Here is a 20,802-nt window from a genome sequence, read left to right on the forward strand (position 1 = left end):
TCGGTTGCTCAGGCGCAGGTCAACGCCCCACCCAAAAGCTTTTTATATCGATAAAACATTTCATGGTGCCCCCTGGGTGTCAAGGGTGTACCGCCGGCGTGCGCGGACGGCCGCACCGGAGGTGATCTTCTGCAGCAACAGGCGTAGTTCGTTCGTTCGCACAGGTACGATCAGTCCGGCGTGGACCACAACGTGGTGGTGGCCGGACGGCCCCGGGGAAGGTCCTGCGATGGGTGCCCTCTCGGGGAGCGATATGACCACTCGGCGGACGAACCGGGACGACGGCTTGCACTGTGCTGTCGATGCGTGAGAAAGGTGCGCCCGGATGAACGGCGACTGGGAGCGGGGCGAGGTGTCTCCCGCGACACGGCGGACCCGCCTGCTGGAAGTCCTTCAGGACGCGGGGTCGGCCCGGGTCTCCGATCTCGCGGCCACCTTCGGGGTCACCCCGGTGACCGTCCGCCGTGATATCGCGCATCTGGTGGACCAGGGCCTGGCACGGCGCGTGCACGGCGGGGCCACCCTCGCGGAGGCCGCCCCCGGCACACCGTCCGAGGCCGAGCGGGCGCCGCTCCGCCGCTCCAACACCGCGCGCACCTTGGGCCTGTTGGTGCCCTCGCTGGACCACTACTGGCCCGAGGTGGTCAGGTCGGCCGAGGAGGCGGCGCGGGCCCACGGGCTGAGGGTGATACTGCGCGGCGCCTCGTTCGGAGGCTTCGACGAACGCCCCCTGCTGCAACGGTTTGTGGAGGTCGGCAACGTCAACGCCCTGCTTGTGGCGCCCGATCCCACGGGCCCGCACGCCGATGAGGTGGTCGAGTGGCTGCTCGACGCGCCGGTGCCGGTGGTCCTGGTCGAGCGCGATCTCGTCGGGGTCTCCGGGAGTCTGGACTCCGCCGCCTCCCACCACGGCTTCGGCGCCGCGCTCGCGGTCCGGCATCTGGTCGAGCTGGGGCACCGTCGCGTCGGGATCGTGCTCGACGAGCAGAGCCTCGCCCGCGCCGAGCTTCACGGCGGCTGGTCGGAGGCGTGCCGCGCGGCCGGCCTCCCGACCGAGGGTGTCGTGGATCTGACGGTCACCCGCCGCGAGTCCGGCGGGTTCGACGCGGCGGTGACCGCGGCGGTCGACGAGATCGTGCGGACGAGGACCACGGCGCTGCTGGTCCACCGGGACCGGGAGGCCATGGCCCTGGTCCAACGCTGCGAGGACCGGGGGCTGTCCGTGCCCGGGGATCTCTCGGTGGTCGCCTACGACGACGAGGTGGCCGGGCTGTTCACTCCCCCGCTCACCGCGGTCCGCCCACCCCGGCGGGCGGTCGGCCGGGCCGCCGTGGGGCTGGTCGCCGGGCGGCTGGCCGAGCCCGACCGGCCGGCGCACCGCGTCGTCATCGAACCGGCCCTTGTCGTCAGGGACTCCACGGGAGCGCCGGCCGCCGGCGCCTGACGGGCAGGGTTGCCCGGGCGACCGCCGGCGCTCCGCGTGACGGTATGACATCACTTCACGCCGGCGCTGCCACCGACGAGGTTCATCTCGTAGATATAGCGCTGCCCCAGGTAGTAGAGGACGACCATCGGGACCGTCATCACCAGCGAACCCGCCATCACGGTGTTCCACGGCGGTGACTGGAGGGACTCCCCCGTGCTGACGAGGTACTGCACGCCCAGGGCCATGGGGTAGTCGGACTGGTCGCTGAGGTAGATCAACGGGTGCATGAAGTCACCCCAGTTCCAGGTGAACGTGAAGATGAAGACCGCGACCATGATGGGGAAGAGCATCGGGACCATGATGCGGCGGAATATTCCGAAGAAGCCGAGACCGTCGATCTGCGCGGCCTCGTCCAACTCGCCGGGCAGCCGTGAGACGAACTGCCTGACCAGAAAGACGTTGTAGGCGCTGGCGAAGAAGTTCGGCACGATCAGTGGCAGATAGGTGTTGACCCAGCCGATCTCCCGGAACATCAGGAACTGGGGGATCATCGTGATCTGGGTGGGCAGCATCATCGTCGCCAGGATCACGAAGAAGAGAAAGTTCTTCCCCGGTGCGCGCATTCTGGCGAAGGCATAGCCGACCAGGGTGCTGGAGAGAACCATGCCGATCGAGCTCAGGGTGGCGATGATCAACGAGTTGACCATGAACCGCCCCACCGGCAAGCGGGTGGTGAAGAGGTCGGAGAGGTTCGACCAGTTCCACTCGGTGGGAAAGAGGGTGAAGGCCGCCTTGTCCACGGTCGCTCCGCTGGCCAGCGAGATCGACACCATATAGACGAACGGGGCCAGGGCGATGGCGGAGACGATGATCAGGGTGGCATAGGTGAAGGGCGTGGGACGTTCGAACTTGAGGGTACGCATGGTCACTTCACCTCGTTCTCGTAGAAGACCCAGCGTCGGGAGAGGCGGAAGACCGCGAGGGTGAGCCCCAGGATGACGAGGAAGAGCAGCCAGGAGATCGCCGACGCGTACCCCATGTGGTAATAGCTGAACGCCTGGTTGAAGAGGTAGGGGACCATCGTCTGGCTTGAGTTGTTGGGCCCGCCCTCGGTGAGGATGTAGACCTGCGAGAAGACCTGGAAAGCGGCGATCATTCCGGTCACCAGGTTGAAGAAGATCACCGGTGTCACCTGGGGGACGGTGATCGACCAGAACTGCCGTACCCGGCTTGCCCCGTCGATCTCGGCGGCTTCGTAGAACTCGCGGGGAATTCCCTTCATCGCCGCCATCAGCAGCACGGTAGCCGCGCCCGACTGCCATACGGCGAGCATGATGAGAGCGGGCTTCGACCAGATCGAGTCGAGCAGCCAGGAGGGGCCGTCGATGCCCAGGATCCCCAGTCCGTCGTTGACCAGTCCCTCCGGCGCCAACAGCATTTTGAAGATCATCGCGGTGGCGACCAGGGGCACCAGGGTCGGCAGATAGATCAGCGTCCGGAAGACCTTCCGCATCCGCACCCGCTTGGTGAGCAGGTTCGCCAGCCACAGGCCGATCAACAGGCCGAGGGGTACGGCGACTCCGGCGTAGTAGAAGGTGTTGCGCAGCACCTGCCAGAACAGCGGGTCGTCGGTGAGCAGCCGGACATAGTTGTCCAGGCCCACGAAAACCGGTTCCGTGAAGGAGTCCCAGTCGGTCAGGGAGAAGTAGACCGAGGCGGCCATGGGGCCCAGGGTGAAGGCGAGGAACCCGAGGATCCAGGGCGAGATGAAGAGGTAGAAGAGCGCGGCCTCCTTCTTCCGCCGGGCGCTCATTCCCTTCTTCGCCCGGGGTGTTCGCCTCCGCCCTGGTCCGCTGGCGGCTTCGGTGGCCGGCCCCTGTGGGTGTGTGAGTGGGGCCGGTCATGACCTAGCCGTTCGCGGGAGTGATGATCGATTCGAGCTGCCCCTGGATGTTGTCGAGCGCTTCCCTGGCGTCGATCCGGCCCAGCCAGAAGTCGGCCAGACCGTTGGTCATGGCGTCCTGCATCTGGTTCCACTCGGGTATGTAGGGCATGTCGATGATGAACTCGGACGACTCGGCGAAGGCGCCGATGTTGACGGGCCGGTCGGCCCACGCGGGTTGGAGGAACGTCTCGCCGTTCTGCACCTCCAGGTTCGCGGGCACGTCCCCACCGGTGACGGCGTAGTACTCCTGGCCGGCGGGGCTGGAGAGCACCTGGAGCGCGGAGAAGGCCGCCCGCTGGTTCTTCGAGTTGCGGGGGATGGCAAACGCGCTGCCATAGGGGGCGACGGCCTGAATGCCCGTCGGGCCACGCCAGATCGGAGCGACATCGAAATCGATCTCGCCGCCCTCCAGGAGACCGGGGACGTTCCAGAAGCCGCTCAGGTTCATGGAGGCGTTTCCGGCGGCGAACAGGGTGGTGCCCGATGCCTCACCGCCGGCGAAGTTGGCCAACTGCTCGGCGGTGGGCGCGATCCCCAGCCGCAGTGCGAGGTCGCCGCAGAACTGAAGCGCCTCGACGGCGGCGTCGGAGTTGACGGTGGGGCGCCCCTCCTCGTCCAGGATGCGTCCGCCGTTCTGATAGACGAAGCTCCACCACTGGTGGTAGGAGGTGACACCGCCGAAGCCCCACCGACCGGCGCCGGGATCGGTCAGCTCGGTGGCGGCGGCGACCAGATCGTCCCAGGTCCAGTCGGCCGTGGGGTGGTCGACGCCCGCCGCGTCGAAATGGGCCCTGTTGTAGAAGAGGATGATCGAGCCCGACCGGTCCGGAATGGCGTATGTCTGGCCTTCGTAGCGGTAGATGTCCGCCCGTGTCCGTCCCACCAGGGCGTCGAGGTCGATCCCGGCCTCGTCCAGCAGCTCGTCCAGCGGGAGGAGCTGGTTCTTGGACGAGTAGACGTGGACCTCCTCGGCCACCTGCATCAGGTCGAGCCCGCTGCCACCGGAGATGATGGTCTGAACCTTCTGGGCGTAGGCGTCGTTGGGGTAGACCTCAAGCTTTGTCGTGATGTCCGAGTACTGCTCGGTGACGACGCCCAGGCGTGCGCCATATGCCTCCTCCTCGCCCTCGCCGCCCCAGACGCTCACGCGCAGATGGCCGGAGTCACCGCTGCCCGAGGCTCCGCCGGACGAGGTGCCGCCCCCGCAGGCGGTGAGTGCCCCCAGGCCGGCCAGTCCGCCGAACCCTCTGAGCAGCGTGCGCCGGGACATGCCGACGTTGAATGGCTCCATCGCTCTACCTCTTCTTCGGTGGCGCCGCTTCAGGGACGAAGCAGCATTTGTCTTGAGAATTCGCCCTCTTCGGGGCAGAAGGCGGCCCCGGTGTACCGCTGGGGGCCGACCGAAAGGTGTCCGGCTCGGGTCAGTCGTCGACGCCGGGGTCGGACGGTGTTCGAGGGAGCGGGGTGACCGTGGACACGTCGTCCGGCCAGCCGATCAGGACCTCGTGCGGGTCCGCCCCGCCCCACTCGACCCGCGGCGGCGAGGCGCCGTCCACGGGGGCGGGCGTTCCCCACAGGCCGAGCGCCGTGACATACCAACGCCCGGGCGTCGGGCGGCCCATGACATACGGGGTGACGGTCACCTCGCCCAGCGGCGAGACATGGTGGGACGTCACGTGCCCGGGCGAGAGCGTCCCGTCGAGGGAGACGACGGTGGACACGAGCCGCTTGTCCCGCACCACGAGACGCGCCCCTTCGACGGTGGTGAGGGGCGGCCGGTCGGCGGCAGCGGTGACCGGCCATCCGCTGATCCGCAGCGCGACGACGCGTTCGGCGATCTCCGCGACCCGGACGAGACGTACTTCCCAGGGCCCCCGCACCAGGGACACGCCGACCACGATGCCGGCGTCGCCGTCCGGCTCGTTCTCGGTCCTCATCCAGTGCGCGCGCACCTCGGAAGCGGCGATCCCCACGGTGGCCGCACCGCTTCCCGACGTGCCCACGGCGAGAGGGCGCAGACCGGAACGGTGGCTCGTCCGCCCGTCGGCATCCACCAGTGCGACGGTCTGGTCGGACGGGGAGAGCGGCGCCTGGTCGTCGTGGATCGGGAAGGTGGCCGTCGAGTAGCCGATGCGGGCATAGAGCGGCGAGTCGGCCCGGCGCTCCCCCGGCAGCGCGTGGTCGGTGCCGTGATTGGCGATCCGGACGATCCCGTCCGCGCGGGTGGTCGCCACCACCCAGCCGGGCGCGCGGATCGCGCGCACCCGGTCGGCCAGTTCGTTGGGCAGCGGCTCCTCTGGGGCCTGCCAGACCGGGTGCTCCGGCGGAAGCGACAGCCCGAGCAAGCCGAGGCTGGCCCAGTAGGGGGAGCCGGTGCCCGAGTAGTGCTGGGCCATGGGGCGCCATTCACGGTGCCAACCGAGCGTCAGCAGCCCCCGTTCGTCGGGCGCTCCACGGCTGACGAAGTGTCGGACGACCTTCCCGGCCGCACGGCGCAACTGCCCCGGCGGAACACGGGAGGTGCCGGCGACGGCACCGACCCAGAACGGCGCGGCCGCGGCGAACCGGTAGACCAGGCTGCGCCCCTGCATCAGCGGGGAACCGTCACCACCGACGAGGTCGACCAGGTCCACCAGGTAGCGGTCGAGGCGATCGACGTCGCCCGCAGCCCGGTCGGGCGCGAGGTCGTGGGCTCCGCGCATCCGGGCCCAGAGAACCGGATAGAGATGGAGGGCCCAGCCGGTGTAGTGGTCGAAGGCCCGCTCGGGACCGTCCGAGAGCCAGCCGTCGGCGCGGACGAACGAGTCGTGTGTCCGCAGGTCCTCGGCCATCTCGTGCAGGGCGTGCGGCCCGCCGACCGACCGTAGGAAGGTCTGCACGACCAGCCGGAACCATATCCAGTTGATCTGCGGATAGGTCGTGTCGCCCACGGCCGGGGAGAGATAGGCGACGATGCGCGCCCGCGTCGTGTCGTCGAGCCGGTCCCAGATCCAGGGCCTGGTGAGATCCAGGATCAGTGCCAGGGAAGCCGCCTCGACCTTGGCCTGCCCGTGTTCGGTCAGCAGGGGCCAGCGCTCGGGGTGACCGGGGTCGGTCCCTGCGGCAAGCCCCTGGGCGTACCACTCGGCGAGGCCGAGCGGGTCCCGCCCGTTCTCGCCCGCGAGAAGGAAACCCGCCAACAGGAAGGTGCGCGCGAACCCTTCCAGCCCGTCGATATCGCTGCCGTACCCACCGGGCCGGCCCGGCAGCAGTACCCGGGCGTGGTGCGCGGAGGCATGGGGGCGCACGCTGACCAGCATCCGTCGGGCCAGTTCCGTCCAGTCCTCCCGCGACCACGCCTCCGGCGTCGACCCGCTCATCTCGCCACCCCGACTTCCCCGGTGACGGCGCATCGCACGTCGGGACCATGTCGGGGGCAACGCCACCGGCCCGTCTTCGGGTTGCGCATGGCGGAAAGTCCTCTCCATTGAGCAGCGCGTCACAGACGCTTCTACCGATCACGATCGATTCCCACGAACATTTATCGATCAAATGCGACGGCGGGACCGATGAAAGCAACGGTTCTCGGACCGTGTCAAGGGTCGTGTCATCATTCGTTTTCGCCTCTGCCACCGGCTCGGGCCCAGGGCCTGTCTCACGCCGCACGCGGGCTCCACAGCGAGAAGCCGAGGGCGGCACGGACACCGCCTGAGATCCCCGGCATCCTGCGCTTCCCGAGCCCCGAGCGGCGCACCCCCGACGGGAGGGCGGTTGACCGCTCCTTGCCGCCCGATGAGCGAAGTTGACTGCCCGACCATCTTTGATCGGCTCCCGCATGCCCATTGACGTGCGACGGAGGCCGCTCCTACGGTCAGGCCCATCGTGTTCGACCAAACATGACGCTGATCGTTTGTATCGATCAATGTCCCCTCGATGCTCTCCTTCGCATGTGAGTCGCACTCAAGGATGTGGGTCCCCTTGGCAAGGAAGTCACCCCCGGGACGGGATGCCGTGACGCCCTCCCCCACCCCGACCGACCATCGCGGCCCGACGCGGAAGCGTCGGCGAACCGCCCGACTCCTCATGGCCGTTGCCCTCGGCCTCGGCCTGGCCGCGCCCGCCGCTGTGGTGGCCTCCGCCGGCACCCCGGACACCGCCTCGCAGCGGGCCACCGCCGAGGCCGCGCCCGCGCCCTCCGACGCCTACTCGGCCTTCCCGGTCGGCGACACCTGGTACGACACCGACGGCAACGCGATCCAGGCCCACGGTGGCGGCTTTCTGGAACAGGACGGCTGGTACTACTGGGTCGGCGAGGACAAGAGCCACAACCGGGCCGCCTTCAAGGGCGTCAACCTCTACCGATCCCAGGACCTGCTCAACTGGGAGTTCGTCCGGGCGATCCTGACTCCGGACGACGTGCCCGACTGCGCCGACGTGGACGGTGTCCCCTGGGGCGCGATCCGCGACGGTGTGGCCAACTGCATCATCGAACGGCCGAAGATCGTCTACAACCAGGCCACCGACACCTTCGTCCTGTGGGCGCACTTCGAGTACGGGGCCGACTGGGGTTACGGCGCCTCCCATATGCTGGTTGCCTCCAGTGACACCGGCATCGACGGCGACTACACGTTCCACCGCCACTTCCGGCCCGGTGCCGGCGAGATCGAGGGCGGAAACGACCCCTCCTATGGCGGCGACGACGGCCTCTTCGGCTATGGCTCGCGGGACTTCAACCTCTTCGAGGACCCCGTGACCGGCAGCGCGTATCTCGTCTCCACCCAGGACTCCCAGCGGATGCGGGTCTACCGCCTGTCCGAGGACTACACGGACGTCAACTGGCGCGACTCGTATCTGCTCTTCGACGGCGCACGTCGAGAGGCCCCCGCCCTGGTGCGCGCCGGCGATCATGTCTACATCGTCACCTCGCTCCAGTCCGGTTGGTACCCGAACCAGGCGATGTACGCGTACACCAGCGATCTCGACGATCCGAACGGCTGGTCCGAGCTGCGTCCGCTGGCCAACAACTCGACGTTCGACAGCCAGCCGACCAACATCCTCCCCCTGACCACCCACGACGGCCGCGCCCAGTACGTCTACCGGGGCGACCGTTGGAACCCGAACGCGCTGGCCGACTCCACCTATGTCTGGCTGCCGCTGGACCTCGATTCCGCCGATCCCACCGCCCTGTCGCTTGAGTACCGGTCGTCCTGGTGGATCGACGACGCCACGGGCGAGATCCGGGTCCCCGACCAGCGGCTGGTCTCCCAGGACCGGCCGGTGTCGGCCTCCCCCGCGCAGCCCGACCGCCCCGCGGGCAACGCCAACGACGGTGACCACCGTTCCAGCTCCTACAAGCCGGCGGCGGCCCCCTTCCACTGGCAGGTGGACCTGGGAGCGCCCACCGAGCTGGCCCGGGTGGACCTGAGCTTCCTGGTCTCCAACGGCTCCGAGGCCTACAGCGGTTACACCGTGGAGGCGAGCACGGACGGAACGGAGTGGACGACGCTGGTGGAGAACACCGACAACCACGCCGTCGGCTTCCTCAGCCACGACCTGGCGGGCGAGTACCGACAGGTTCGGGTCTCGGTCTCGAAGGTGACCATGGTCAACGGCGATCCGGCGCCCGACTGGGCCATGGGTATCGTGGAGGCCCAGGTGTACGCACACCCGTAACGCCGGGGAGCACCGCTGCTCACAGGTGTTGCCGGACACGTGACCGCACGGTCGTCGGGTACCGCCCCCGAGGGGGACGGTGCCCGACGGCTGTTTCGCCCTGGGCGGCAGGGTTCTGCTCGACCGGCCGCCACTGTTGAGGAGATGATCCCGCCATGGTGACGATGAGCGATGTGGCGAAGGCGGCCGGCGTGTCGTCGATGACGGTGTCCAACGTTCTCAACAACCACCCCCATGTCAGCGAGGCGACCAGGCGCCGGGTGACGGAGGCCGTCGACCGGCTCGGCTACCGGATGAACCTGGCCGCGCGGAACCTGCGGTCCGGCACCACCGGGGTGATCGGCCTGGCGGTTCCCGATATCGACAAGCCCTACTGCGGCCAGCTGGCGGCGCTGGTGATCGCCGAGGCCGGCCGGCGCGGCTACCGGGTGGCCGTCGAGCAGACCGGGGCCTCCCGGGAGGGTGAGGCCCAGGCGCTGGCCAACTCCCGGCTGCGGATGTACGACGGGCTGATCCTCGCCACGGTCGAGCTCGGCGACGAGGACGCCGACGCGCTCTCCGCCGATTTTCCCGTGGTCACCCTCGGCGAGCGGTTCAGTGAGGCGGACGTGGACCATGTCGGGATGGCCAACTTCGACGGGGCCAGGGAGGCCACGCTCCACCTGCTGGAGCGTGGCTGCCGGCGGGTCGCGGCGATCGGCGGCAGGACCGAGGGCGAGACCGGCGCGGCGACCCTGCGCACTGGGGGTTATCTGGCGGCGCTGGACGAGGCCGGCGTCCCCCGGGAGGACGCGCTGCTGGTCGGCTGCGCCTTCACCACGGCTGCCGGTGCCGAGGCGGTGCGTCAACTCCACGCGGACGGGGTCGCGTTCGACGGGGCCATGTGTCTGACCGACTCCGTCGCCCTCGGGGTGCTGCGCGGGCTGGCCGATGTGGGGCTGGCCGTCCCCGGCGATGTGCTGGTCACCGGCTTCGACGATATTCCGCAGGCCGCCTATACGGTGCCCTCGCTCACCACCGTCGCCCCGGGGCACACGGAGATGGTGACCGCGGCCCTGGAGATGCTCACCGAACGGATGGGCGACAAGCGGGGGGAGCGGGAGGCGAGGAACTTCACCGGCCCGCACCGCCTGGTGGTGCGCGAGTCCACCACGCGCTGACCGACGCGGTGTGGGACCGGCCGGAGCGGTGTTCCGGCCGGTCCCACGCGCTGTCGAACGTTCAGGAGAGGGGCTGGCCGAAGACCGTCACCTCGTTGAGCCCCCGGGCCCAACCCGCTCCGTTCCCGTTGTGGATATTGGTCACCGACTCCACCGTGACCCGCACGAACCTGGCCTCGGGCCGCCCTTCCAGGGCGTGCGTGGTGAAGCCGACCAGCTTGTTGTCGGAGGCGTCCACCAGGGTGGTCCAGCTCTCGCCGTCCTGGCTGCCCTCGATCCGGTAGGAGGCGTGGGTCTCGGAGCCGTTGACCATCTTCCAGGTGAGGGAGATCCGGTCGAGTCTGCTGGCCTCCTCCAGATCGACCTGCCAACTGAAGGGCACCGCACCGGACTTGTAGTAGTTGCCGGCGATCTCGTCGGTGCCGTCGTTGGCGCGCTCCGGGGCGTGGACGATGTCCTCGCCCGGGGCGTCCTCGCTGAGCGAGCTGGCCTCGGCGGGCTTGCCGACGGAGAGGGAGCGACCGTTCTGCACGCCGACGAGCAGGCCGGTCTCCCGGTCGTAGTCGACGCGGGGGAAGTACTCGTAGGAGGCCCAGCCCTCGTTGAAGGCGATGGGGAGCAGGCGGGTGGAGTGCTGGGGTTCGGGGAACGCCCAGTTGGCGCCCCAGCGGTGGGCCATCATGGCCCGGTGCTCGCCGAAGGCGAGCACTCCGCCGGACTGGGCGCCGAAGGTGGCGGTGTTGCCGATGTCCCGCGGCTCGCTCCAGGGCCCGTCGATGGAGGCGGCCGAGGCGTACTTGGGTTGGCTGGGGTACCAGCCGGCCGCGGCCGAGGTGAACAGGTAGTAGTGGCCGTCGTGCTTGACCAGGGCGGGGGCCTCCCGGCGCTGCCCGGCGAAGAGGGTGGTGACATGTTCCGCCGGGGCCGACCAGTCGGGGGTCAGGCGGTAGACCGCGAGATCCTGGTTGCCCCGGGTCGCGGAGAGCACATAGCCGCTGCCGTCGGCGTCCGCGAAGAACCCGATGTCCCGTGAGTCGTTGCCGAACGGGCGGTCGTTGAAGGTGACGCCGAAGGCGCCCCCGGGGGTGCCGCCCGCCAGGAAGAGATGCGCGGTGGTGTAGGTCGGTCCCGCCTCCTCCAGATGGGCCACGATCACGATCCGTTCCGTGGCCGGGTTCCTGACGACGGCTATGCCCTCCAACTTGACGTCGCGCAGCGCGGGTTCGTTCTCCCCGGTGAGCACGATCCGGTCGCCGCCGAAGGCGAAGCCGTCCGTCGAGGTCTGTTCGGTGACCCGGATCGCCCCGTCGACGGTGGCGAACTGGTAGCGGTAGTAGAGACCGCCGTGCGCGATACCCGAGGGGTGGGGCGCCAGGCTGGAGGGCCGGGTGTTGTCCCAGACGTCCAGTCCTGTCGGCGGGGTGAAGGTGACGGCCTCGGCCGGCACGGACTCCCCCAGCGCCGCGCCGTCGGCCGCGAGGGCGCGCACGGTGTAGCGGAGGGTCAGATCGGGGCCGAGGTCGTAGTCGTCGTAGCTGGTGCCGGGGACAAGGCCGACCGTGGTCGGCGCCCCGCCGCCCTCCGCGCGGCGGATCTCGTAGGAGTCCGCCTCGGCGACGGGCGACCAGGTGAGTCTGACGTTGTCCGCCTCGGCCTCGCCGTCCACCCGGAACGGCAGCGCGGCGGCCCCGAACGTGACGGCGGCCGACGAGGGCGACGCCGTCAACGGGACCAGCAGGGCGGCGATCAGCGCGGCGACGGACACCAACAGGGGAGTCCGGCCGTGCCACGGGGGGCGGCGGATGGAGTGGAGGGGACCGGGTGGCCCACCGGGGGGTCTCTTCCCGGTCCTGGATGACGCTGACATGGGGGCATCCCAACGTGGGGGGGTGACGTCATGCCTCGTGCGCGGGACAGTAAGCGGCTCAGCCGGACGAGACATGACCCATCGCCCCAAGGATGTCCTTATTAGCGATAAAACAAACAGATCTGACCGGAAGTGAACATTCGTTATTGTTCGATCACGGGAGGTCAGCCGCACGGTCCGGGTGCAGGGGTTGGTTGTTTGTCTATCGGTGGGTGGGTTGTCGGGTGTAGGTGGTGCCCAGGGCGGTCAGGGAGCCGTCGTCGGCGACCAGGTGGTTGTGGGGGTTCCAGGGGTACCAGGCGTATCGGGTGATCCAGGGGCGTTCGGCGAAGACTTCGAGGGAAGCGGTGTAGAAATCGATCACGGTGGCCTCGTCCGGATTGCTCTGGTGCATGCATCCGTACTCGGTCACCCATACCGGACGCCCACCGGCCTTACTCCCCACCCAGTCCAGATACCGCTCGAACTCCGCCGCCCGCGCGTCACAGGAATCCGCATTCCAGCCGTACCAGTGGACATTGACGAAGTCCACCCGCAGATTCCCGGCCTCCACCTCGGCCATGAAATCACTGAACCACTGCCGGCCACCGGAATCAGCCGATGTCGCAGGACTCCCCACCAGAACGTTCTCGTTCGACGTCAACGCCGGCCACAACGCCACCGCCTCAGCGACCGAGAGATCCGCCTGATCCGCCTTGTTCGGCTCGTTGAAACCCAACACCGTGTCATACCCGGCCGCCACCACCTGATCAACCGCCCCCCGCACCGCCTCAGGAGACCGATGACTCTTACCACTGATCATCGGAACAAACCCCCGATCCCCACAACCCCCGGGATCCAACCCCCAGTTGTAGAACCACGACACCCCCATCCGCTCCATATCCCCACACTCCGAATTCGCCACCCCACGAAACGGCACCACCCCCGACTCAACCGGAGGCACCGGATCAGGCTCGACCGTTCCCGAGGGAGGCGCGTCCACCGAGGTGCCGGCCGAGCCACTGCCGGGAACCACCTCGGAAGGCACCGGAGTCGGCGGGGGCGGCGACGCCTCGTCGGAGGACCGCGTGGACACGGGCTGCCAGGGGACGAGCGTCACCACGGCGACGGCGGCGACCACCGTGGCGCTGAATCCGGCCAGGGACTTGGCGGCGACTCCCGGCAGCAGATGCCCCGGTCCGGTGGCACCTCCGCCGGCGAGCGCCGAGCCGCCCGCGGCGGCGGTCGCCGGCGCGAGCCCGTCGAGCGCGAGCGAGGCGATCAGGGAGGCGGGGACCGGTACCAGGGCGATGCCGGCGAGCAGGCGGGCGGCCGGCACAAGCCCCCGCGTACCGGCCGAACACGCGTCGCAGGTGCGCACATGGCGGCCGAGGCGCTTGCGCCACACTGACCCCGGGACGCCGTCCCAGGTGGCGAGCGACGCGTCGAGCGCGGCGCAGCGGGGCGCACGGTCAAGGGCGGCCACCAGGGCGCGGGCCTGCTCCAACTGCTCGCGCATCCGCTGTACGCGAACCGCCGCGTGCGCGACCGACACCCCCAGCGCCTCGGCCAGTTCGGCACGGGTCAGTTCGCCGGCGGTCTCCAGCCACCAGAGCGCCAGGAGGTCACGGTGCTCCGGATCCAGCCACCGGGTCGCCTCCACGGTCTGTCGGCGCTGGCCGGACAGTTCCAGCCGCAGCAGCGTCACGCCGGTGAAGTCCCCATCCGGGTCGGGCAGCTCGTCCGTGGTCTCGTCGAGCGGCATGGTCCGCTCCGTGGCCCTGCGCCAGATCCGCCGTCGGTCGTTGACCTGGTGCATGGCGATCGTGGCCAGCCAGGCCCGGAAACGCCCGGGTTCGCGCAGCCCGGGCAGATCCCGCACCACACGCAGCATGGTCTCCTGCACCACGTCGTCAACGTCCGCCGATCGTCCCAGACTTCGTCCGACTATCGCGTAGGTCAGCGGCAGATGCGCGCCGAGAAGTTCCCTCAACGCATCGGGTGCGCCGCGCTGGGCCGCGACGACCAGCTTCTCGGTCGTCGGCTCCACACGTCTCATGACTCTCATTCTCCGAGCAATTCCGCCGTGGGCTGGCAGGTGACGCTACAGACGAGCGCCGTTCGCGGCAAGTGACGAAGAAGACCACGGATTTCCGTTATGAACCGCCGTCGGAAAACGCCTCACCACCGTCTTCCGGTTTTCTCGTGGGAACCGTTATGAGGCCGTCGACCCCGTCGCCTCAATGACCACGAGGCCCGAACACGGGTCCTGGGTCCGAGAGGAGAGTCAATGTCCGCGTCACACCGACGTTCACGACGCATGCGGAACGTCTCGTTCGTGGCGGTGCCCGTAGCGGTGCTGGCCGCCGTGAGCGCCTATGTCCTCAGCCCCGCGACGGCCGAGCAGCCGACGGAACGATTCGACGGTGCCGAACCCGCCCCCGCGTCCGCCTTCCCCGGATATGTGCAACTGGCCGCGAAACACAGCGAGAAGTGCCTGACCGTGACCGAGGGAACCCGAGATGATCCGGGTGCCGTGGTGCAGTCGGCCTGTTCCGGATCGGCCGAGCAGCAATTCGTCGTGGAACCCACCGGGAACGGCTCCGGTGCTCGGCTGATCTCCCGCGCGAGTGGCCTCTGTCTGGATGTCTCCGAGGGATCGCGGAAGAACAGGGCGGCGCTGGTCCACGCGTCGTGCGACGACGATCCCGACACCTTCGCGTTCCGCACGCTGGACGCCTTCGCCTGGCTCATCGACGAACGCAGCGATAAATGCGTCGACGTGGCCGCCCATCGCCGCGAGGACCATGCCCGCGTCATCCAGTTCGACTGCCACGACGGTGCCAATCAACGGTTCGCGATCACCCGCGTGGAGGAGATCCCGGAGAACGAGGAGACCCCCGACGAGCCGGCGGACGAGCCCGCTCCCCCGGTGGAGGAGACCACTCCCACCGAGGAACCGGCCGAGCCGGGCGAACCTCCGGCAGAGCCTGATCCGGTGCCTCCGGTTGAGTCGGGGGTGGTGCCGTTTCGTGGGGTGGCGAATTCGGAGTGTGGGGATATGGAGCGGATGGGGGTGTCGTGGTTCTACAACTGGGGGTTGGATCCTGGGGGTTGTGGGGATCGGGGGTTTGTTCCGATGATCAGTGGTAAGAGTCATCGGTCTCCTGAGGCGGTGCGGGGGGCGGTCGATCAGGTGGCGGCGGCCGGGTATGACACGGTGTTGGGTTTCAACGAGCCGAACAAGGCGGATCAGGCGGATCTTTCGGTCGCTGAGGCGGTGGCGTTGTGGCCGGCGTTGACGTCGAACGAGAACGTTCTGGTGGGGAGTCCTGCGACATCGGCTGATTCCGGTGGCCGGCAGTGGTTCAGTGATTTCATGGCCGAGGTGGAGGCCGGGAATCTGCGGGTGGACTTCATCAATGTCCACTGGTACGGCTGGAACGCGGATTCCTGTGACGCGCGAGCGGCGGAGTTCGAGCGGTATCTGAACTGGGTGGAGAGCAAGGCCCGTGGGCGTCCGGTATGGGTGACCGAGTACGGATGCATGCACCAGAGCAATCCGGACGAGGCCACCGTGATCGATTTCTACACCGCTTCCCTCGAAGTCCTCGCCGAACGCCCCTGGATCACCCGATACGCCTGGTACCCCTGGAACCCCCACAACCACCTGGTCGCCGACGACGGCTCCCTGACCGCCCTGGGCACCACCTACACCCGACAACCCACCCACCGATAGAACAAGAAACCAACCCCGGTGCCGGCGGTGGGGAGACCGCCGGCACCGGGGGTTCAGCCGGGGGTCAGGGGCGCAGATCCACGTGGAAGAGCGAGGGCGTGTACCAGTTGCCCGGGTTGTTGTGCAGCACGGCGTCGACGAGTTCGATGCGCACATGGCGGGCGGTGAAATCCACCGCGTCATGAGTGAACCCGTACTGCGTGTTGCCGGTGCGGTCGATGGTGGTCCAGTCGCTCGCGTTGTCGCCGTGCAGGATGCGGTACCGGTAGTAGCCCTCGGAACCCTTGACCATGGGCCAGGAGATGTTGACCTCCGAGACATGACGGGAGCTGCCGAGATCGGTCCCCCACCAGGCGGGCCAGCTCGAACTGCCCGCGATCCAGCGGGTGGTGTAGGAGCCGTCGTTGGCCAGGCCGGCCGGGTTGGCCGAGGTCGCGCTGGAGGCGGTGGCGGGGCGGCCCTGGGCGATGTTGGTGACGGGCGGGGCGTCGACACGGGCGGCACCGGCGTCGACGCCGAAGCTGTTGCGCCAGTCGAGCCGCAGTCCCCCGTCGGCCCCCACGTCCAGCGGGAGCCAGAGGTTGCGGGACTGGCCGAGGGCGTCGGGGCGCCAGCGGTCGGCGACGAGAACATGGCGCGCCCATGTGTCCAGCCCCACGGTGAGGACGAAGGCGCTCTGCGAGGCGAAGGTGGCCGCGTCCCCGAGCGGGACCAGGTCGCTCCAGGGTCCGGTGATCGCGGGGGCCGTCGCGTACATGGCCTGGTTCGGCATCCAGCCGGAGGCGCCCGAGGTAATGAGGTAGTAGGTGTCGCCGTGCCGGAAGAACGCCGGAGCCTCGCGGTAGGCGCCCGGCCACAGTTCGATGACCTCCTCGGCGACCCCCAGGTAGTCGTCGGTGAGGCGGAAGAGCACCAGCGTGTCGTTGGCACCGCCGGTACGTCGGGACGCGCTCAGCAGGTAGCCCGTGCCGTCGCGGTCGACGTACACCGTCATGTCACGCGACTCCTGCTCCAGCGGCCGGAAGCTGCCCCGGTAGGCGAACGGCCCGGTCGGGGTTGACGAGGTGGCGACGGCGACCCGGCCGAGCGCGTAGTCCGCGCCCCGTTCATAGTGGCCCCACAACACGAAGGTGCCGCTGGCCGCGTGGCGGATCACCTTGGGCCGCTCGATCTTGGCATCCGCCAACTCCGCGTGGGAGGAGGTGTCCAGGACGTTCCGCACAAAGGTCCAGTTGACCAGGTCGGTCGACGAGTAGCAGCTCACCGCGCGGAAGCGCGCGGAGTCGTGGGCCTTGTCCTCTCCGTACCAGTAGTAGACGCCGTCGTGTCTGACGATGTGCCCGGCGTGGGCCTGGATGACCCGGCCCGCCGTGTCATGCCACAGCGGGCCGTTGCGAACGGTCGCGTAGGCCAGGGGACTTGGCGTGTTGTCAGGTGTGCTCGCCAGAGCCGGCCCGGCCGCCGTCAGTCCCCATCCGGCACCCCCCAGGGCCACCGCGATACCGCGAAGGGCGCCGCGTCGGGACAATCCCGATGCGCTGTACGGCGTTTGCGAAAAATCGTTCACTGAGAACTCCTCGAAAGTCCCGCTGGGAATGGGGGCGACCGGGGGCGCATCGCACGGCCTTACCCGGTCGCCCTCGTCGTTCGATTCATGGTTGATCGATAAAATCAGGGGGTCAATCAGCCTGACATCGAACGATCAGAACTCTTCTCTTTCGATCAACACGCCGCGAAGGGCGGGAGGTCTACCCCGCCGGTGCCACGGTGCCGGCGGCTGTGTCGATGGTCAGCTCGGAAGTCCAGCTGAGCGACATGGTCCGGCTGTCGGGGAACTCGACGGGGAGCCACACGTACTCCGAGTCGTTGACCAGACCGCCGGAGGCGTTGCCCCAACGGTCGCCCATATAGAGGTAGGAGGTGGTCTCGGTGCCCTGGACGGGCAGGACGAAGGTGGTCTGGGAGTCGAACCCGGTGGCGTCGCCGACGTCGCGCATCTCGCTCCACTCGCCGTCCAGGCTGGTGGCGGTGGCGTACCGCTGCTGGTTGGGGTTCCAGCCGGTCGCGCCCGAGGTGAGCATGAAGTAGACGCCGTCGCGTTGGAAGAGCGCGGGCGCCTCGCGATGGCCGCCGGGCCAGGGGTTGGCGACCAGTTCGGCGACGTCCGTGTAGTCGTCGGTGAGCCGGTAGATGTGCAGGTCGTAGTTCTCCCGGGCGGAGGAGACCATGTAGCCGGTGCCGTCGTCGTCGACGAAGGCGGTGATGTCGCGGGACATGTGGTCCAGCGGGCGGAAGCTGCCCCGCCAGCTGTAGTCGCCGTCGACGGTGTCGGAGACGGCCACGGCGGCACGGGCCTCGCCGTAGTCCCGGCCGTTCTCCTTGTGCATCCACATGACGAACTGTCCGGTGGACTCGTTGTAGACGACCTTGGGGCGTTCGATGTTGGCCTGCGCCAGTTCGGGGTCGGACTGCTGGGTCAGGACGTGGTTGCGGAACTCCCAGTTCCTCAGGTCGGTGGAGCGGTAGGCGGAGACATAGCGGAAGCCGTTGTTGTCGTCGTGCCGGTTCTCGCCGAACCAGTAGTAGTAGCCGTCGACTTCGAGGATCCCGCCGCCGTGGGCGTGCAGTGGGTTACCGGCGGTGTCCGTGAACTGGGTTCCGTTGGGGACGGTCACGGGCTCCGCCTGTGCCGACCGGCTCACCAGGAAGGGGAGCAGCAGGGCCAGGGCGAGAAGCACGGCGAAGCGCCCGCGGCGCGGGGCCGTTGTGCCGCGACGGGTGACCCGGCGGCTCCTGTGCTGAGGGGGTTTCATGAGGCGACTCCAGGGGTGGGGCGCACCGGTTCCGTCGTCTGCGGACATCCGGTGCGTGGGGGGGCCGGCCACCGCCCGGCCGAGCGACGGCCGGGGGGTAACCTCCCGTTCACGGTCGGATGGCGGGCCCAAAGCGTCAACCGCCCCCCACTGAATCGATCAGAACCAATCAGCTGCGCTCATGGAGCGGGGCGGAGTACGCGGCGGCGCACCACCGCCGCAGGAGGCGCCCACGGCGGCCGGGTGGGGCGTGCCGGTGGTGGGGCCGCTCGTTTCGTGTCCTCCGTGCCACCCGTACGAGCCCCCGGCGGGTCTGTCTCCTCTGGCGGACGCTCAATAACCTTGTGGAGCAGGTCGCTTACCGATCCGAGGAGCGTGCCATGTCTCCCACGCGGGTACCCGACATCCTCTCGCCCGAGTTCGCGGCGAACCCCTATCCGGCCTACCGGATGATGCGCGATACCGCGCCCCTCATCTGGCACGAGGCCACCCGGAGCTACCTCGTCTCGCGCTACGAGGACGTCCAGCGGGTTTTCAGGGACCGGAACGGCGAGTTCACGACCGACAACTACGCGTGGCAGATCGAGCCGGTGCACGGCAGGACCATCCTCCAGCTCAGTGGCCGCGAGCACGCGGTGCGTCGAGCCCTGGTCGCCCCCGCCTTCCGCGGTAGCGACCTGCGGGAGAGGTTCCTGCCCGTCATCGAGCGCATCTCACGCGAGCTGATCGACGTCTTCCGGCACACCGGGTCCGCCGATCTGGTGGCCGACTACGGCGCCCGCCTCCCGGTCAGTGTGATCGCCGAGATGCTGGGCCTGGACGCCGCCGACCACCCGCGGTTCCACCGCTGGTACACATCCGTCATCGCCTTCCTCGGCAACCTCTCGGGCGACCCCGGGGTGACCGCGGCGGGCGAACGGACCCGCGTCGAGTTCGCCGCGTACATGCTGCCGATCATCCGCGAACGCCGCGAGCACCCGGGCGACGACCTGCTGTCCACGCTGTGCGCCGCCGAGGTCGACGGCGTCCGGATGAGCAACGAGGACATCAAGGCGTTCTGCAGCCTGCTGCTCGCCGCCGGCGGCGAGACCACGGACAAGGCGATCGGCGGCATCTTCGCGAACCTGCTGCGCCACCCCGACCAGCTCGCCGCCGTCCGCGCGGATCGCGGCCTGATCCCACGGGCGTTCGCCGAGACCCTGCGCTACACCCCACCGGTCCATATGATCATGCGGCAGTCCGCGACCGAGGTGACGCTCAGCGGTGGCACCGTGCCTCCGGGAGCCACCGTCACCTGCCTGATCGGCGCCGCGAACCGGGACGGGAGCCGCTACCGCGACGCGGACCGCTTCGACATCTTCCGCGACGACCTCACCACCGCGACCGCCTTCTCCGCCGCCGCCGACCACCTGTCCTTCGCCCTGGGCCGGCACTTCTGCGTCGGCGCGCTGCTCGCCAAGGCCGAGATCGAGATCGGCGTCGACCAACTGCTCGACGCCATGCCCGACCTCCGCCTCGCCGACGGCTTCGCCCCCACCGAACAGGGCGTCTTCACCCGCGGCCCCCACTCCCTCCCGGTCCACTTCACCCCCACCGACACCTGACAGTGAGGATGTACGTGAGCGTTCCCCGGCGGGGTCTGACCCAGCACCTGACTGACTCAGGGTCCTCAACGGGATCTGTCGGCTCTGTCCGGGGGACGCTCGCCCGCATCCGTCGGGCCGGGGGACGTGACTTCATAAGAGCCTGGCCAGAGGCCCCATCACTGTCTTGTCCGTCCTCCCGGCCGACGGGTGCCAACCCACCCGGTCGAATGGACAGGACGGCACACCCCACGATGTCACAGCACGAGGTCGAGGTCACCGGCGGCGTCGACACCCACAAGGACACCCACACCGCGGCCGCGATCGACTCGGCGGGCCGGGTCCTGGGCTCGGCCCAGTTTCCCGCCTCCGCGCTCGGCTACCGCAAGCTCCTGGCCTGGCTCCGGTCCTTCGGGGCCCTGCTGGTGGTCGGGGTCGAGGGCACCGGCGCCTACGGCGCCGGACTCGCCCGCCACCTGCGTGAAAGTGACGTGAGGGTGGTCGAGATCGACCGCCCGGACCGCAAGGCACGTCGGTGGCAGGGCAAGTCCGACCCGGTCGACGCCGAGGCAGCGGCCCGGGCCGCGCTCGCCGAACGCCGCACGGGAACACCGAAGTTCCGCGACGGGCGGGTCGAG

The 20,802-nt window shown here is 69.0% G+C and carries 13 protein-coding genes and 1 pseudogene; 6 read left to right on the top strand and 8 right to left on the bottom strand.

What is annotated here, in order from left to right; translation table 11 throughout:
• The first annotated feature begins 325 nt into the window (after positions 1-325).
• Positions 326-1,444, top strand: coding sequence for a substrate-binding domain-containing protein (locus AOM46_RS30545; protein WP_062217892.1), 1,119 nt, complete (start codon positions 326-328; stop codon positions 1,442-1,444).
• Positions 1,445-1,494: 50 nt separating this feature from the next.
• Here the strand turns inward: AOM46_RS30545 and AOM46_RS30550 are convergent, their stop codons facing one another.
• From AOM46_RS30550 to AOM46_RS30565, 4 genes are all read right to left on the bottom strand, one after another.
• Complete coding sequence (locus AOM46_RS30550; protein ID WP_062217895.1) at positions 1,495-2,349, bottom strand: carbohydrate ABC transporter permease; 855 nt, start codon at positions 2,347-2,349, stop codon at positions 1,495-1,497.
• Between the two features lie 2 nt (positions 2,350-2,351).
• Positions 2,352-3,239 (bottom strand): carbohydrate ABC transporter permease, encoded by an 888-nt coding sequence (locus AOM46_RS30555; protein ID WP_062217898.1) that lies wholly within the window; start codon positions 3,237-3,239, stop codon positions 2,352-2,354.
• A gap of 94 nt (positions 3,240-3,333) precedes the next feature.
• Positions 3,334-4,662 (bottom strand): sugar ABC transporter substrate-binding protein, encoded by a 1,329-nt coding sequence (locus AOM46_RS30560; protein WP_062217901.1) that lies wholly within the window; start codon positions 4,660-4,662, stop codon positions 3,334-3,336.
• A 130-nt stretch (positions 4,663-4,792) separates the two neighbouring features.
• Positions 4,793-6,730 carry a DUF2264 domain-containing protein gene (locus AOM46_RS30565; protein WP_062217903.1) on the bottom strand — a complete coding sequence of 646 codons (1,938 nt, stop codon included), beginning with the start codon at positions 6,728-6,730 and terminating at the stop codon, positions 4,793-4,795.
• A gap of 703 nt (positions 6,731-7,433) precedes the next feature.
• On the opposite strand from AOM46_RS30565, the gene AOM46_RS30570 reads away from it, so the two are divergent.
• Together AOM46_RS30570 and AOM46_RS30575 are read left to right on the top strand one after the other, a co-directional pair.
• Positions 7,434-9,023, top strand: a complete 1,590-nt coding sequence (locus tag AOM46_RS30570) for a discoidin domain-containing protein (RefSeq protein ID WP_062217906.1) — start codon at positions 7,434-7,436, stop codon at positions 9,021-9,023.
• A 155-nt stretch (positions 9,024-9,178) separates the two neighbouring features.
• Complete coding sequence (locus tag AOM46_RS30575; protein ID WP_107080222.1) at positions 9,179-10,183, top strand: LacI family DNA-binding transcriptional regulator; 1,005 nt, start codon at positions 9,179-9,181, stop codon at positions 10,181-10,183.
• Positions 10,184-10,244: 61 nt separating this feature from the next.
• On the opposite strand, the gene AOM46_RS30580 is transcribed toward AOM46_RS30575, so the two are convergent.
• Both AOM46_RS30580 and AOM46_RS30585 read right to left on the bottom strand, forming a co-directional pair.
• The gene (locus AOM46_RS30580; protein ID WP_062217909.1) at positions 10,245-11,948 is read right to left on the bottom strand and encodes a discoidin domain-containing protein; all 1,704 of its coding nucleotides are present in this window, start codon (positions 11,946-11,948) and stop codon (positions 10,245-10,247) included.
• Between the two features lie 304 nt (positions 11,949-12,252).
• Positions 12,253-14,088 (bottom strand): sigma-70 family RNA polymerase sigma factor, encoded by a 1,836-nt coding sequence (locus AOM46_RS30585; RefSeq protein WP_062217913.1) that lies wholly within the window; start codon positions 14,086-14,088, stop codon positions 12,253-12,255.
• A gap of 279 nt (positions 14,089-14,367) precedes the next feature.
• On the opposite strand from AOM46_RS30585, the gene AOM46_RS30590 reads away from it, so the two are divergent.
• Positions 14,368-15,768 (top strand): glycosyl hydrolase, encoded by a 1,401-nt coding sequence (locus AOM46_RS30590; RefSeq protein WP_158920802.1) that lies wholly within the window; start codon positions 14,368-14,370, stop codon positions 15,766-15,768.
• Positions 15,769-15,832: 64 nt separating this feature from the next.
• On the opposite strand, the gene AOM46_RS30595 is transcribed toward AOM46_RS30590, so the two are convergent.
• The gene (locus AOM46_RS30595; RefSeq protein WP_062217921.1) at positions 15,833-17,263 is read right to left on the bottom strand and encodes a family 43 glycosylhydrolase; all 1,431 of its coding nucleotides are present in this window, start codon (positions 17,261-17,263) and stop codon (positions 15,833-15,835) included.
• A 265-nt stretch (positions 17,264-17,528) separates the two neighbouring features.
• Positions 17,529-18,581, bottom strand: a pseudogene (locus AOM46_RS30600) (family 43 glycosylhydrolase); the annotation flags it as partial.
• Between the two features lie 380 nt (positions 18,582-18,961).
• Between AOM46_RS30600 and AOM46_RS30605 the strand changes: the two are divergent.
• On the top strand, positions 18,962-20,185 hold the full coding sequence (locus AOM46_RS30605) for a cytochrome P450 (protein WP_062217924.1): 1,224 nt from the start codon (positions 18,962-18,964) through the stop codon (positions 20,183-20,185).
• 233 nt (positions 20,186-20,418) lie between these two features.
• Positions 20,419-20,802 (top strand): transposase (locus tag AOM46_RS30610; protein ID WP_158920804.1); only part of this gene is annotated, 384 nt, incomplete at its 3' end.

This window comes from Streptomyces sp. NBRC 109706, from assembly GCF_000974485.1.
Lineage (GTDB): Bacteria > Actinomycetota > Actinomycetes > Streptomycetales > Streptomycetaceae > Streptomyces.

Bases quoted from the DNA above. Each gene is read 5' to 3' on its own strand.
- AOM46_RS30545 (WP_062217892.1), top strand. From the start codon at position 326: ATGAACGGCGACTGGGAGCGGGGCGAGGTGTCTCCCGCGACACGGCGG.
- AOM46_RS30575 (WP_107080222.1), top strand. From the start codon at position 9,179: ATGGTGACGATGAGCGATGTGGCGAAGGCGGCCGGCGTGTCGTCGATG.
- AOM46_RS30560 (WP_062217901.1), bottom strand. From the start codon at position 4,662: ATGGAGCCATTCAACGTCGGCATGTCCCGGCGCACGCTGCTCAGAGGG.
- AOM46_RS30555 (WP_062217898.1), bottom strand. From the start codon at position 3,239: ATGAGCGCCCGGCGGAAGAAGGAGGCCGCGCTCTTCTACCTCTTCATC.
- AOM46_RS30550 (WP_062217895.1), bottom strand. From the start codon at position 2,349: ATGCGTACCCTCAAGTTCGAACGTCCCACGCCCTTCACCTATGCCACC.
- AOM46_RS30570 (WP_062217906.1), top strand. From the start codon at position 7,434: ATGGCCGTTGCCCTCGGCCTCGGCCTGGCCGCGCCCGCCGCTGTGGTG.
- AOM46_RS30565 (WP_062217903.1), bottom strand. From the start codon at position 6,730: ATGAGCGGGTCGACGCCGGAGGCGTGGTCGCGGGAGGACTGGACGGAA.
- AOM46_RS30605 (WP_062217924.1), top strand. From the start codon at position 18,962: ATGTCTCCCACGCGGGTACCCGACATCCTCTCGCCCGAGTTCGCGGCG.
- AOM46_RS30585 (WP_062217913.1), bottom strand. From the start codon at position 14,088: ATGAGACGTGTGGAGCCGACGACCGAGAAGCTGGTCGTCGCGGCCCAG.